The sequence below is a fragment of the Algoriphagus jejuensis genome (assembly GCF_039523455.1).
Classification (GTDB): Bacteria; Bacteroidota; Bacteroidia; order Cytophagales; family Cyclobacteriaceae; genus Algoriphagus; species Algoriphagus jejuensis.
The window spans coordinates 83,224-96,891 of the sequence record NZ_BAAAFI010000007.1 but is presented as its reverse complement, the minus strand read 5'-3'; the positions used below and the strand labels follow the sequence as shown (position 1 = coordinate 96,891).

Genomic DNA, 13,668 nt, shown 5'->3' with positions numbered 1-13,668 from the left:
AATAATTAATTTTTCGGTGTTTGAAAAAGATATGAAAAGCTGTTGAACGTGTAATTTGAAAGGCTTACCCAAACAACGAATCGGAAGCTTGATCGGCTACACTTCCGGCAAAAATAGGTCGGTTAAATTTTAAAAACAAAATCCAAAAAGATGAATTCGTACCTGCCATGATGAATCCAAAACCTGAATCCGTCGACCAATACTTTTCTTGGTTTACCGGAGAAGTTCGCCAACGACTGGAGCTGATCAGAGAATTGTTGCAAAGGGAAATTCCCGAAGCGACTGAAGTGGTCAGCTATAGCATGCCAGCACTCAAAACGACCGAAGTGTTGGTCTACTACGCTGTCGCAAAAAAGCACATCGGGTTTTACCCGACCAACAGCGGGGTGAGTGAATTCAAAAAAGAACTGGAATCCTATCAGACCAGCAAAGGTGCGATTCAATTCCCGCACGATAAACCTCTGCCCCTTGGCTTAATCGCTGAGATAGCCAAATTCCGTTTTTTGGAAGTGCAGGCGAAGCCTGGGAAAAAGAAGAAAACCTAACCAAGCGTTTCTGGAAGCACCTTGAGAAATTGGTCAATCTCAAGCTTCGAATTATAAATATGAGTGGAAACCCGTATACCGTCGACTCTCCCTTCAGGCACCTGACGTATCCTAAATCCGCGTTTTCCCAATTCCAACCCGGTCGCTTGGTAGCTCGTGTTTTTTGGGCGAAAGGTCAGCATCGATATTCTGGATTCAGCCTGCAAAGGTGTAAGTATCTCGATTTTGTCCCGCAAGCTGAGGAGTCCATCGAGTAAGTATTGATTCAGTTCTCGCACTCGGGCTTCGATTTTTTCTTTTCCGATTTCGACGTGAAAGGCTGTAGCGGCCGAAACCCCTTTCATGAGGGAAGTACTTTGCGTGCCGTAGTCAAAGCGATGGGCAGTAGTCGTATAGCCAGACAGGGTAGGTGGACTGCTGAATAAATCCCAGCCAGTGTCGCCACCCGCTCCAATATGGATGGGTTGCATCCTTTCCAACATTTCTTCCCTAACATACAGAAAAGCCGTTCCACTTGGCCCCAGCAGCCACTTGTGGCAACACCCTGCATATAGATCGCACCCGAGCTGCTTCAAGTCTAAGTCAAAAATCCCAGCGCCGTGTGCTCCATCGATAGCGGTTACAATGTCTTTGCTTCGGGCAAACTCGGAAATTTCCTTGATCGGAAAAACGAGTCCCGTCGTGCAGGTGACGTGGGGAACTGCAATGACTTTGGTCTTAGGGGTGACCAGCGACTTGATGAGCTGGAGATTTTCTTCCTGAGTCGTTGCGGGTGAAAAAACTTTCAGAACGACACCGTCAAGTTTAGCCCGATTAAGCCACGGCATGGCGTTGCCGACATGCTCGTGATTGGTGAGGATGACTTCGTCTCCTTTTTTTAAAGTAAGTCCCCAAGCCATAATGTTGATGCCTTCGGTAGTATTGTGGGTCAGGCTGAGTTCTTCGGTTTTGATTCCAAGGAAAGCTGCCAATATTTTCCTTTCAGGATCGGTGCTTCCATATTCTCCGGAGGTATTGATTTCCGTGAGAGAGGATTCCAACGCATTTTGAACAGGGTAGGGAGCGGGGCCAAATGTGCCGTTGTTCATGTACACCCGTTCTTTGGTCAGCGGAAACTGCCGTCGCACCTGATCCCAGAACTCTTCTCCGGATAGTCGATGATCGATCTTCAGATTCAGCCATTTTTCCGTAGAAGTAAACCCCACCAAACCTGGAAGTGCAACCCCCGCGGAGAGTTTTTGGATAAAATTCCGTCTACTTGTCATCTTGAAATGTTCGTTTTAAGTAGTTAGGAAAACTTTCCCGGAAAGTAAAAAGTAATTGATGTGGACGGCGATAAAATTATTGTTCGAGCTCTTTCAATTGAGTTACTGCATTCGGAATATCTTCGGCGTAATGACTGACATAGATCAGCGTGATGGAGCTCGATTCGCAGATTTTTTGGACAGTTTCCCTGAAAAGGTTTCGCTGCAAGTCATCCAGCCCCTGAGCTGCTTCGTCCAAGATCAAGACTTTGGGTTGCTTGATCAATGCACGAGCTAAAAGCGTCCAACGCTGCTGAGCGAGCGTGAGCCGCTGGATCGGAATATTTTTTACTGCTTCCAGCTCAAACAGTTTTAACCACTGGCCCGCAACAGACTCTTGGTCAGGACTGACTTTTTTAAACAGTCCCATGGTATCAAAATATCCCGAGAGGATCACTTTGTGACAGGTTTGGTTTGCTGGGAAAAAGCGGGGTAACTCTGGCGCAACAAATCCAATCGGTCTTTTTACATCCCAGATACTTTCGCCTGTTCCTCTTTTTCTCCCAAAAAGGAAGATCTTCTGGGAATAAGCCTGCGGATTTTCGCCAATCAAAAGGCTGATCAAGGTGGACTTTCCCGAGCCATTTGGGCCTTTCAGCAGCCAGCGTTCTCCTGATCTGATCTTCCAGGAAAGATTTTTGAGGATTTGCTTTTCCCCGTAGCTGATGCAGACATCCTCCAAAGCAATCGGCATCTCTCCCGAAGGAGTTGAGCAGGGGATCAATTTTTCCAACAGCTCCCAGTCCCAGTCTAGCTTCAGCGGAGCCATTTGCCGATGTGGGAAGTATTCTCGAGTCCAGGTTTGGGTGATTCCTGAAGCGTTTAAATGGGCGATATGCGTAATCCCTTCCGGTATTTCATCAGGAGAGGTCGTTATCACGACATGAATGCCGGCGTGGATCATCTCCTGGAGGATTTCCCCAAACTCCTCCCTGGTCTTGGCATCCAAGCCGGTGAGCGGCTGATCCATAAGGTAGATCAACGGCTGTCGCATCAGTCCAAGCGCCAACACCAATCGGCGCGTCTCTCCATTGGACAACTTCAACAAGGAGCGATCCAGCAGATGATCTAGGGTCAAAATCTGACTGACTTTTTCGACCGTCCACGATCCGTCATGGCTGGTTTGAGCTTTTGAGAGATACTCAGAGACGGTTTCGGTTTTTTCTGCTTCCGAGGAATTGAACCGCTGCTGAAAATAGAAATTCTGCTGATTTGAGCGATTTTTCAATTCATATCGCTGAGAGACGTAAGCAATCAGATCGCGGTAGCTGTGAACTTGCCCGTCGGACTTCTTTTGCAGTGAATATTCCTGGGCAAAAGGGCGTAGGATTTCACCGGATCTCACGACCGTGTGCCCTCTGAGTGTTTCCAAAAATGCGGTAAGTTCCTTGCCGGAATTCCCTACAATTGCCCAATGTTGGCCTTTTTCCCAACAAAAAATAAGATTTTCAAAGAATTGGGTTCCGCCGTGGAGAATCTTGGCGGATTGGATTTTAATTAAATGATCGTTGGTCACCGGAGACTTTGTTTTGCGAAAAATAGAAAACTCAGAGGAATCGATACGCCTAATTTTCCAGGAAAGCCAAAATATGACTTAAATCATTCAATCAGAACGAAATGGAATTCGTGGAATTGCAGATAAAAAGCGAAATTCGGGATCTGACTAACCAACTTATTTTTATGCCTGGCCTATGAAAACTATCCTATTTGCACTGCTCGCCACCTTTTATATCCCAGCCGCTTTTGCGCAGGATAGCGTGGAAGTTGGCTCCCGAATGAACACCTTCAAGCTGGATTTGACCCATAGCCTGCTTTATCGCAACGCCTATAACCTGTCTTGGGAACGATTGACTAAGCAAAATCAATCATTAGGCATTACTGTCGGCATTCAGGAATTTCCAAAAGTTTTCAACTTGGGAGAGAACATCGAAGGGAAAAGATCAGACGATAGTGGGGGATTTAAGCTGGGTGCTGAGTACCGCTTTTATCTCAAAAAGGAGAACAAATTTGCGGCTCCCAGAGGAGTCTATATTGGTCCGTATTTTTCTGCACTCAACTTCAATACGTCTCGGGATATCATCTATACAGGTGAGGGAGACACTCGGGAGGCAAGGTACAATGCAAAGTTTAATCTCTACAGCTTAGGCGCACAGCTGGGATACCAGTTTGTGTTCAATGACCGATGGACACTGGATCTGGTTGTAGTTGGCCCCTCTATCACTCGGTACAATGCAAAGATGAGATTGGAGGGAGACTTTGAGTTTGATTCAGAGGATGTACAAAATGAAATCTTAGATGCCTTGATCGACAAGTTTCCGGGATTGGATGATTTGCTTGAGGATAAAGAGCTTGATTCCTCTGGCCGCTTGAATGTCGTGGGGATCGGATATCGGTACCAATTTTTAATCGGTTATCGTTTTGGGAAAAAATTCAAAAAGAACTGAGCACGAGCGAGGATCCGAGACGCTAGTTTAAAATGCATAAAGCCTTTATCTGGACTCAGATAAAGGCTTTATGCATATCAATCGTTGGGGTAAGGGATATACACAAAACTGGTGAATGACCCATCCATGACAAACAAGCAACAGAATTCATCAGGATCTTTGTAGGATTTTTTGAATTCATCTAGCGCCTCTTCAGCAATCAGCGTTCGTTGGACAAATTCATCGACGTAGGTGATAAAGTAATTCCAGTCCAAGTCTTTTTCCACCCGTCCCAGAAAAATCTTCCCGATGGGTTGTGTCTCTTTGGAGATCGGAAAAATGGGGAAATCGGAAAATCCCCGAGTACGGATCTGATACGATGCTTCCTTGAGCAGGTCGGATATTTTGACGAAATCACTGGTGATCGTGCCCAGATATTTGCCACTGAGCTCAGGATCGTTGAAGTCTGAAATCATTTTTTTAGCGTTAAGAGTACGACATTTTCAACGTGAAAGGTCTGCGGAAACATGTCCACAGGCTGAATCTTTTCCACCTGATACTTCTCTCCCAGCAATGCCAAATCTCTGGCTTGAGTTGCCGGATTGCACGAGACGTAAACTATTTTCGGAGCTTCCAGTCTCAGAAGCATCTGTACTACTTTTTCATCCATACCGGCGCGTGGCGGATCGGTGATGATGAGATCCGGTGCCGCGTGACTGGAGATGAATTCATCGTTTAAGATATCCTTCATGTCTCCGGCATAGAAGAGCGTGTTCTCGATGCCGTTAAGTTGGGAGTTGAGCTTGGCATCCTCGATAGCCGCTTCGACATACTCGACACCGATGACCTGTTTGGCTTTTTTTGCCACAAAATTGGCAATCGTCCCCGTGCCGGTGTAGAGATCGTAGACGACTTCATCACCCTGCAGATCGGCGAAATCCCGAGCGACCTTGTACAGTTCATAGGCTTGTGCCGAATTGGTCTGATAGAAAGACTTGGGGCCGATACGGAACCGGAGCCCTTCCATTTCCTCCTCGATATAAGGAAGACCGGAATAGGTCACTAGCTCCAAGTCATTGTAAGTCTCGTTTCCTTTGGTATTGATCACGTAGATCAGGGAAGTTATTTCGGGGAATTTTTGCTTCAAAAACTCCATGACCAATTGAATAGACTCTGGGTTATTTTCTCCAAACTGAACAATGACCATCGTCTGGTCGGTGCTCGTGGAGCGTATGATTAGATTTCGGAGCAGGCCTGATTGGCCTTTAATGTCATAGAAACTCAGGTTGTTTTGCAAAGCAAAAATCCGCAACTCATTTCGAACGTCATTTGAGATTCCGCCTTGGAGATAGCAATGGTCGATGTCGATGATCTTGTCAAACATCTTTGGGATATGAAAACCCAAGGCACTTCGGTCAAAATCTTCCTCTGAGCGGATTTGCTCCAAGGTCAGCCACTTTTTGTTGGAAAAAGTAAAATCCAGCTTGTTGCGGTAGTATTGGGTCTTGGCGGAGCCGAGGGTGGGCCATACTTCTGGGATCGGCACTTTGGCGATTCGCTCAAACTGATCTACCACCTGCTGTCGCTTATAATCTTTTTGAAGATCATAGTGAATATGCTGCCATTTGCAGCCGCCGCAAGTGCCGAAATGCGAGCAAAATGGCTCGATTCGGTCTTTGGAATATTCATGGAAATAGATGGGCTCACCTTCCATGAAGGAACTCTTTCCTTTGGTAATCCGTACATCCACCACGTCACCAGGAGCTACATTTGCGACAAAGACCACTTTTCCGTCATGATGCCCAACACATTTTCCTTCGGATGCGATCCGCTCAATCTTGAGGTTTGTCACAACCTTATTTTTCATTTTTCGCGACATGGCCGCAAAATTAGGGAAAAAAGAGAAGACCTCATTTCCGGTTTTGAAATCGTTAGATTCTGCCGGGATTGCGCGCCTATATTTTCGGTCAATAAAAATTCAATTTCCTATCTTAGCCCATGAAAGTAGACCCATGAAACTCAAAGGTAAAGTAGTAATCATTACGGGCGCCACCTCTGGTATAGGCGAGGCTTGTGCCGTTATTTTTGGAAAAGAGGGCGCCAAGATTGTCGTTACGGGGCGTAGCAAAGAAAAACTCGCTCGTACTTCGCGGGTGTTAGAGGACAACGAAATTGAGTTTTTGGCGATTTTGGCGGATGCATCTTGCGAAGCAGACAATCGACGTATGGCGGATGAGGCGCTGAAGGCCTTTGGTAGGATCGATATTCTAATCAACAACGCCGGAATCTCGATGCGCGCACTTTTTCAGGAGTTGGATTTGGAGGTTTTCAAAAAAGTAATGGACACCAACTTTTGGGGAACAATCTACGCGACAAAATATTGTCTGCCTGCCATTATCGAGGCGAAAGGTTCGGTCATCGGAATATCTTCCATCAATGGCTTCCGTGGTACTCCCGCCCGCACCGCCTATACAGCCAGCAAGTATGCGATGAACGGTTTTTTTGAGGCGCTTCGTACTGAAGTGATGCACGAAGGCGTTCATGTGATGGTCGCCGCACCTGGTTTTACCGCTTCCAATATTCGCAACAACGCGCTGACTGCTCACGGAGAAACTCAGGGCGAATCTCCGCGTGATGAGGCAAAGATGATGACTCCTGGCCAGGTGGCCGAAGAAATATTGAAAGCAACCCAACGGAGAAAAAGGGATCTAGTCCTGACTGCGCAGGGAAAAGTGGTGGTTTTTCTAAACAAATGGATTCCCGGAATCATGGACGGGATGGTGTTTCGTGAAATGGCCAAAGAGAAGGATTCACCATTTCATTAAATGGGCGAATCGATCTTCCAAACCTATCTCAACCGACTTACTGACCTGTCTTCCAAAAACAGGTCGATTTATTTACCGAAGTTGGATGGATCAGGATTGATCGATGTCCGCGATTTTGATTTTTTGAATGGGGAGCCTGCTTTTGAAATCCTGAGGAAACTGATCCAAGGCAAAAAAAAGATCCAACTCATCCCCGAGGTGGATCCTAGGATCGGAGAAACAAATCAGTTGTCTAAAAGACTTTCCAAGATTGCGTTTCGCGATCAGCTGACCCGGGAGGAGACAGGCGAGGAGAGCTTGTATTTGGCTTGGCCCTTTGTGGAGGGAAGGCTGATAAACGGGCAGATCGTCAGGGCGCCAATCCTGCTGATGCCCGTGTCCCTGGAGTCAAAAAACGACAAATGGAGCCTCATTCCTGAAAATTCCTGGGAATGGAATCCCGCGCTGCTGCTCGCTTATCGGCATGCCTGTGGCAAAGGGATTGATCAGGAGCGGTTGGGAGAATCTTTACAGAATTGCCCGGAGGATTCTACTGAGTTCAGGGTTCATCTCAACAGGATTCTTTCAGAAAATTTTCCAATTCAGTTAAGCTCAGCGCTTTTTGAGGATCAAATCACCGCTTTCCCTTCTTCCCAGATCGCTCTGGATCAAGGCCGATTTGTGGACGGAAAGCTGGCGCTGAAGACCTATGCGGTACTCGGACAGTTTTCCCAAAAGAGCAGCTTTCTGTTTCGGGATTACGAAGAGCTGATGACCGCGTATGGAGAGTTGTCCTTGGAGGAATTGTTTCTGAAGTTTTTTGCCCCAGCGGAGAAAATGCCGATTCCGAGGGAAGAACAGCTGTTCCCGGTTTTCCCGTTGGATGCCTCGCAGGAAAATGTGCTGGTTAAAGTTCGCCAGGGGAACAGTTTGGTGGTCGAGGGGCCTCCCGGCACAGGCAAATCCCAGTTGATTGCCAATTTGGTTTCGGATTACATCGCCCGAGGCAGAAAGGTGCTGGTTGTTTCTCAAAAACGAGCAGCATTGGATGTGGTGTTTGAACGGATGCAACAGGTGGGATTTGGGGATTTTTTGGCTCTGGTGCATGACTTTCGTGGTGATCAGCGGCCATTGTTTGAGAAACTCCGAAAGCAGATCGAGGCCATCGAGTCCTATCAGGAGCAAAACCGCGGAATTGATTCCATGCAGCTGGAGCGGGAGATTTCTAGGCTTTCCGGGAAGATCAGTCTTTTTTCCGAAAAATTCGAAGAGCTGAGAAAAGGGCTGTTTGATGATTCGCTGGCGGGAATTCCCATCAAGGCGATGTATCTGAAGGCGGAGCTGGATATGGCTGCATTGAACTCGAGATCCCGCTTGGTGAAACTGGATTATTGGCAAGCGCTGGAATTCGAGTCGAATTTCAGGATTTTCGATTCTTATCAGCAAAAAATCGGCGATAGTTTTTGGGAGCGCCGTGTGCCTTTCGACCGGGTCGAGCCTGCTGATTTTGGGAGAATACATGAGGCTCTGAAGGCTGTAGAAGAGTTTCGAGAGTCCATTCCAATTGGATTCGATAAGGAGACCTGGGAGGAGTTGGTAGAGGACGTTCTCGAATCGGGGCCGATTTCGGATCGGATTTTTTCGTTCCAAAGATCCTTCGCGGGGCTTCCGGATCGGGAGGAAGCGTTCCGTTTATTTTTCCAAGCCAAAGAAATCAAAAGCTTGCGCAAGACTCAAAAGTGGCTTGTGACGGCTGTTGAAAAAGCTTCGGGGTTGCAATTGAGGCTTTTCGAGGATGTTAAGCTGCTTGAGGCACTAATGGCGGAGCTGGCAGTCTTGATTCCAAAGGCAGGTTCATTTCTTGGAGCTTTTGCAGCGAAGTGGAATAAAGGTAAATATCCACTGGTCTTTAGGTCCTTGGAAGAAAATGGGTTGAGATTCGGGCTGGATTCGCTTGGCCTGCTGGAAAGGCAGGGCAAAACCTTGCTTGGGTTGAAGACTGGGTATCAATCGCTTTCGAGTACAGGAGGATTCCTTCCCCCGGACTTCGTTCTGGATGCTCTTGATTCGCAGTTGGAAACAGTCTCCCGTATCTTGGATGGTGTTAAGGATTGGGAAGGTTGCTCACAAATTCACGGTTTGACTGATTGGCAAGACTTCGGTCCGGAGGGATTTGGGGATCGACTTTCTGAGGTTGGAAATTGGTTTCGGGATTTTGAACAAGCATTGCCACGATTGAGACTTTGGCTCGATCCGAAGCAACTCCTTGGGATTCTGAGTGAAGGTCTGTCGGAGCTCTCTCTCGACCAAGAATCGAGGCTGAACAGTACCTTGGTCGATTTGATTGGTTTTGACCGTTTTCTCAAAGATTGGGGATTTGCAAATCGGGAGTTGGCAGAGGAGATGGAAGTGGAGTTTTCGGGATTGACACTGGAAGCCAAGCTTGCTGCGTTTCGAAATGGCTGGTATCTGGCCTGGATAGGGGAGATAGAGCGAAGAAATCCGGTCGTTGCGGAGGCGGGAACTGTGAGGCTAGCCCAGGAAATGGAGGAGTTGAAGACTGCGATTCTGGAGAAAAGGAAGATTTCAAAACATATGGCCTTGCTCCGGCTCCGTGAGCAGGTGGGCAGTCATCTGGAGTTTAATCGACTGGGCAATCGCGTGACCTACCGCGAGCTTCACCACCAAGTAAGCAAAAAGCGTCTGCGTTGGCCAATCCGAAGACTGATGGAAGAAATGGGTGCGGAGGTTTTTCGTCTTTTGCCCTGTTGGCTGGCAAGTCCGGAGACGGTTTCGGCGCTGTTTCCGATCGGGGAGATGTTTGATCTGGTCATCTTTGACGAGGCTTCGCAGTGTCAGGTGGAGCGTGGGTTGCCGGCGATGCTTCGGGGCAAACAGGTGGTTGTGGCTGGAGATTCGATGCAGCTTCGTCCTTCGGATTTTTATCGGATTCGCTGGGAAAGTGACGAGGAAGGCTTGGAGTACGAGTCAGAGTCTTTGTTAGAGTTGACGGGATATTTCTTCGAAAAATGCCAACTCAAAGGCCATTATCGGTCTGCCGACCCCGCCCTGATCCATTTTTCAAATTCCCACTTTTATGGCAATCAGTTGGAAACATTGCCGGATTATCGGACTGTACGGTTGGGAAGGAGTCCTTTTTCTTGGATTAAAACTGAGGGTATTTGGGAAAGTCAGATGAATAAGACCGATGCGGATGCAGTCGTTGAACAGGTGAAAGTAATCCGAACCCAATTTCCGGAGGACTCCATTGGTATTGTGACGGGGAATTACTTTCAAATGGAACTCATCCGTGATAGGCTCTGGAATGCGGGCATCCAAGAGGATAAAGTCAATGTCAGAAATATTGAAAATGTGCAGGGGGACGAGTTTGATCAGGTGGTTTTGTCACTTGGCTATGCACCCAATCGAGAGGGTAGGCTGGTGACCAACTTTGGCTTATTGGGTAAATCGGGAGCCGAAAACCGACTAAATGTCGCGATCACCCGAGCGAGGAAGAAGATGTATGTCATCAGCAGTGTCGATCCGGAGGATTTCCGTCCCCGGCAAATAGAGAATCGCGGCTTGGCTTTGCTTCGGGAGTTTTTGGCATTTGTGCGGAGTCAAAGTTTGGGGGTTGATATTCCCGTGCCTGAAGTGGAGAGTTCTGGGTTTGAAATCGGATGGAGTTTGAAAAATAGACTTTTGGAAATAAGGGATGGTTTGTCCAAAGATATACCTTCCTCGGTTATGGACTTGGTCGAGACAAGAAGGGGGGCTCAGGTTGCTGTTTTGACAGATGACCAGCGTTTTTTCAATGCTTCGACAGCCAAGGGAGCGATGGCCTATCACCCGATCTTGCTTGAGGAAAAGGGCTGGAAATGGAGGTCGATATGGAGTAGAAGTTGTTTCATTAATGAATGAGAAGTCATTCGTAAAATGAATATTACGTACATTAAGAATGATAAATCATTCGTAATTTGAATATCGTAAGAAACATTTGAAGATTGAGAAATTTGTATGAAAATTCATTCAATAATGGTATATTTGAGTGTTAATGAATGAAAATAAAGTCATGAACATCGCTCAATTATCCGATGCTGCTATTATCCATAAGATCGGGGGCTTCGTCAAAAAGAAGCGAATCGATCTCAATAAGACCCAAGATACTTTGGCGTATGAGGCGGGGATCAGCCGATCCACGTTGAGTCTGTTGGAGCGCGGTGAAAAGGTGAATCTGATCACGCTGATCCAAGTTCTGCGGGTGTTGGATGAGTTGGCGATTTTTGAGGCTTTCGAGGTGGGGCAGCGGATCAGTCCTCTCGAGTACATTAAGCTCCAAAAGAAGCATGAGCGCCAGCGCGTCCGCAATACAGATATGGCTGCCGAAAATCCTCGTTCCGAATGGTAGTCTCTGCCGAGATCTGGCTTTGGGACAAGCTGGCTGGAGGTGTGTTGTGGGATGAATCACAGCAACTGGCCAGTTTTGAGTTTGACCGGGGTTTTCTGCGTTCGGGCTTGGATATATCGCCCGCGCTGATGCCCTTGGCGCAGGGGGGGCGTTTGTATTCTTTTCCCGAGACCCGGAGGGGAAGGAGCGATGCTTTTAATACCTTCAAGGGGCTTCCGGGGCTTTTAGCTGATATGCTGCCAGATAAGTACGGCAATCAGCTGATCAATGCATGGCTGGTTCAGAATGGTCGGCCAGCTGACAGTCTGAATCCGGTTGAATTACTTTGCTTTATCGGGACAAGAGGCGTTGGCGCATTGGAAATCAAGCCGTCTTTGCGACCGGAATCTTCCGGAGCAAGTACGTTGGAGATGGAAAGCCTCGTGGAAATAGCCTCCAAAGTGCTGAACTCCAAAGAAGGCTTCACGAGTGATCTATCCCACGATGAGGAGTCAGCTCTGGCGGATATCCTCAAGATTGGCACTTCTGCGGGTGGAGCTAGAGCCAAAGCGGTCATTGCTTTCAATCCTGCGACTGGCGAGGTGAAAAGTGGCCAGGTGCAGGCTCCGGAGGGTTTCTCCTATTGGATCATCAAGTTCGACGGGGTACACGATTCGCAGTTTGGAGCGACAGCCGGCTACGGTCGAGTGGAAATGGCCTACTACCTGATGGCGAGGGAGGCAGGGATAGAGATGAATGAGTGCCGCATTCTGGAAGAAAACGGTCGGGCGCACTTCATGACCAAGCGTTTCGACCGGACGGATGCGGGGGACAAGATCCACATGCAGAGCCTCTGCGGACTACGGCATTTTGACTTCAACCAAGTCGGCTACTATAGCTACGAGCAGGTGTTCGAGACCATGCGAATGCTTCGTTTGCCTTACCCGGAGGCAGAGCAGATGTTTGTCAGGATGGTGTTCAATGTTCTGGCTCGCAATTGCGACGACCATACCAAAAACTTTGCTTTTCTCATGGACCGCGACGGGAAGTGGCGGCTTTCACCGGCCTACGATATCTGCCATGCTTATCGGCCGGGCAGTCTGTGGGTGAGCGCGCAGTCGCTGATGGTCAACGGCAAGCGAGAAGGGATCGCCGATGCCGACTTTTTGGAAGTAGCCCAAAAGATGAATATCAAAAAGCCCCAAGACAAAATCACCCAAGTGCGATCCGCCGTACAGCGGTGGGCGGACTTTGCCGAGGAAGTGCATGTCGAAGTTTCCCTGCGAGACTCGATCAAGAAGACCCTACTGGCCTAACCGATCAGTGAAGCAAGTTTGACGGATCGTTCGGGATCCGCAGCGTCAGTCCGAGTCGCTCGTTGATCTTTTTGACAAAATGGGCGGATAGCAGCGGAGAGGCTTCCTCGATGTTTTGGTGGACAAAGAAATAGAGCTTCTGAAGTCCCTGCTCTTTCCAATCGGCAATGCGGTCCACCCAATCATCCAGCCTTGTATAATCGCTGGCGACATTGGCTCCCACAAACCTCACAAAAGCCTCCTCGCTCGACAGGCGCATGTGCAGCATGTCCCGACGGCCGGCGGTATCCACGATGATATTGGAGACGTGATAGCTCTGAAGGATCTTGTAAAACTCGTCTGCAGCTTTGCCCTCAAACCAAGTCTTGTTTCTGACTTCGATAGCCAGCGGGACATCCTTTGGGAATTCCGAAACGAAACGCTCCACCCGGCTCATGTCCTTGGGCTGGAAATTGTCATGGACCTGCAGGAAGATCATTCCGAGCTTTTCGTCCAGGTGGCTCATGGTGGCGACAAAATTGTCTACCTCGGTCTTCACTTCGATCAGACGTTTGAAATGGCTGATTGTCTGTGGGATTTTTGGGAAAAACTTGAAGTCTGCCGGCGTCTTTTCCTTCCAAATGACGACCTGCTCGTTTTTTGGCACCCCGTAGTGTGTCGAGTTGAGTTCGATGGAGTTAAACTGCTGGGAATAATAGGCGAGTTCATCTTTGGTGCCCTTTGGGTAAAATCCCTTGAGGTCGGTTTTGTTCCATTTGGCACAGCCGACAAAGACCTCAAAGGGAGCATCGACCGATTTGTACTCGGAGAGCACCCGTTTGGTGTCAGGATGGTCTGCGGGCAGTGTAAAATCAATGGCTTCTGGGTTATCGACGGCTCCGAATTTCAT

At 48.1% G+C, this 13,668-nt stretch carries 11 protein-coding genes; 6 read left to right on the top strand and 5 right to left on the bottom strand.

Annotation, left to right across the window (positions count from 1 at the left end; all coding sequences use genetic code 11):
- Positions 1-167 precede the first annotated feature (167 nt).
- Complete coding sequence (locus ABD031_RS08280; protein ID WP_343850243.1) at positions 168-545, top strand: iron chaperone; 378 nt, start codon at positions 168-170, stop codon at positions 543-545.
- Here ABD031_RS08280 and ABD031_RS08275 read toward each other — a convergent pair.
- Together ABD031_RS08275 and ABD031_RS08270 are read right to left on the bottom strand one after the other, a co-directional pair.
- On the bottom strand, positions 542-1,810 hold the full coding sequence (locus ABD031_RS08275; RefSeq protein ID WP_343850241.1) for an aminotransferase class V-fold PLP-dependent enzyme: 1,269 nt from the start codon (positions 1,808-1,810) through the stop codon (positions 542-544). The two genes, ABD031_RS08280 and ABD031_RS08275, sit on opposite strands and share 4 nt — an antisense overlap.
- Before the next feature lie 76 nt (positions 1,811-1,886).
- On the bottom strand, positions 1,887-3,365 hold the full coding sequence (locus tag ABD031_RS08270) for an ATP-binding cassette domain-containing protein (protein ID WP_343850239.1): 1,479 nt from the start codon (positions 3,363-3,365) through the stop codon (positions 1,887-1,889).
- Positions 3,366-3,540: 175 nt separating this feature from the next.
- On the opposite strand from ABD031_RS08270, the gene ABD031_RS08265 reads away from it, so the two are divergent.
- Positions 3,541-4,293 (top strand): DUF3575 domain-containing protein, encoded by a 753-nt coding sequence (locus ABD031_RS08265; protein ID WP_343850237.1) that lies wholly within the window; start codon positions 3,541-3,543, stop codon positions 4,291-4,293.
- A 77-nt stretch (positions 4,294-4,370) separates the two neighbouring features.
- On the opposite strand, the gene ABD031_RS08260 is transcribed toward ABD031_RS08265, so the two are convergent.
- Entirely contained in the window at positions 4,371-4,748 is a 378-nt protein-coding gene (locus ABD031_RS08260; protein ID WP_343850235.1) for a hypothetical protein, read from the bottom strand.
- Positions 4,745-6,151, bottom strand: a complete 1,407-nt coding sequence (gene rlmD / locus ABD031_RS08255; RefSeq protein WP_343850233.1) for a 23S rRNA (uracil(1939)-C(5))-methyltransferase RlmD — start codon at positions 6,149-6,151, stop codon at positions 4,745-4,747. Before rlmD ends, ABD031_RS08260 begins: the two co-directional genes overlap by 4 nt.
- Positions 6,152-6,284: 133 nt before the next feature.
- Between rlmD and ABD031_RS08250 the strand changes: the two genes are divergently transcribed.
- The 4 genes from ABD031_RS08250 (at position 6,285) to ABD031_RS08235 (ending at position 12,779) form a co-directional block, all read left to right on the top strand.
- Positions 6,285-7,097, top strand: a complete 813-nt coding sequence (locus tag ABD031_RS08250; RefSeq protein WP_343850231.1) for an SDR family oxidoreductase — start codon at positions 6,285-6,287, stop codon at positions 7,095-7,097.
- Positions 7,098-10,997: an AAA domain-containing protein gene (locus ABD031_RS08245; protein WP_343850229.1), complete on the top strand. Its 3,900-nt coding sequence runs from the start codon at positions 7,098-7,100 to the stop codon at positions 10,995-10,997.
- 133 nt (positions 10,998-11,130) lie between these two features.
- Positions 11,131-11,484: a helix-turn-helix domain-containing protein gene (locus ABD031_RS08240; RefSeq protein WP_343850227.1), complete on the top strand. Its 354-nt coding sequence runs from the start codon at positions 11,131-11,133 to the stop codon at positions 11,482-11,484.
- Complete coding sequence (locus ABD031_RS08235; RefSeq protein WP_343850225.1) at positions 11,478-12,779, top strand: type II toxin-antitoxin system HipA family toxin; 1,302 nt, start codon at positions 11,478-11,480, stop codon at positions 12,777-12,779. The genes ABD031_RS08240 and ABD031_RS08235 overlap by 7 nt, the downstream gene beginning before the upstream one ends.
- A gap of 4 nt (positions 12,780-12,783) precedes the next feature.
- On the opposite strand, the gene ABD031_RS08230 is transcribed toward ABD031_RS08235, so the two are convergent.
- A complete protein-coding gene (locus ABD031_RS08230; protein WP_343850223.1) occupies positions 12,784-13,668 on the bottom strand; it encodes a DUF72 domain-containing protein in 885 nt (294 codons plus the stop codon).

What these genes read in the sequence shown, in the direction of transcription:
- ABD031_RS08280 (WP_343850243.1), top strand. Translation starts at nt 168, where the DNA reads ATGATGAATCCAAAACCTGAATCCGTCGACCAATACTTTTCTTGGTTT.
- ABD031_RS08275 (WP_343850241.1), bottom strand. Translation starts at nt 1,810, where the DNA reads ATGACAAGTAGACGGAATTTTATCCAAAAACTCTCCGCGGGGGTTGCA.
- ABD031_RS08265 (WP_343850237.1), top strand. Translation starts at nt 3,541, where the DNA reads ATGAAAACTATCCTATTTGCACTGCTCGCCACCTTTTATATCCCAGCC.
- ABD031_RS08260 (WP_343850235.1), bottom strand. Translation starts at nt 4,748, where the DNA reads ATGATTTCAGACTTCAACGATCCTGAGCTCAGTGGCAAATATCTGGGC.
- rlmD (WP_343850233.1), bottom strand. Translation starts at nt 6,151, where the DNA reads ATGTCGCGAAAAATGAAAAATAAGGTTGTGACAAACCTCAAGATTGAG.
- ABD031_RS08250 (WP_343850231.1), top strand. Translation starts at nt 6,285, where the DNA reads ATGAAACTCAAAGGTAAAGTAGTAATCATTACGGGCGCCACCTCTGGT.
- ABD031_RS08245 (WP_343850229.1), top strand. Translation starts at nt 7,098, where the DNA reads ATGGGCGAATCGATCTTCCAAACCTATCTCAACCGACTTACTGACCTG.
- ABD031_RS08240 (WP_343850227.1), top strand. Translation starts at nt 11,131, where the DNA reads ATGAATGAAAATAAAGTCATGAACATCGCTCAATTATCCGATGCTGCT.
- ABD031_RS08235 (WP_343850225.1), top strand. Translation starts at nt 11,478, where the DNA reads ATGGTAGTCTCTGCCGAGATCTGGCTTTGGGACAAGCTGGCTGGAGGT.
- ABD031_RS08230 (WP_343850223.1), bottom strand. Translation starts at nt 13,668, where the DNA reads ATGAAATTCGGAGCCGTCGATAACCCAGAAGCCATTGATTTTACACTG.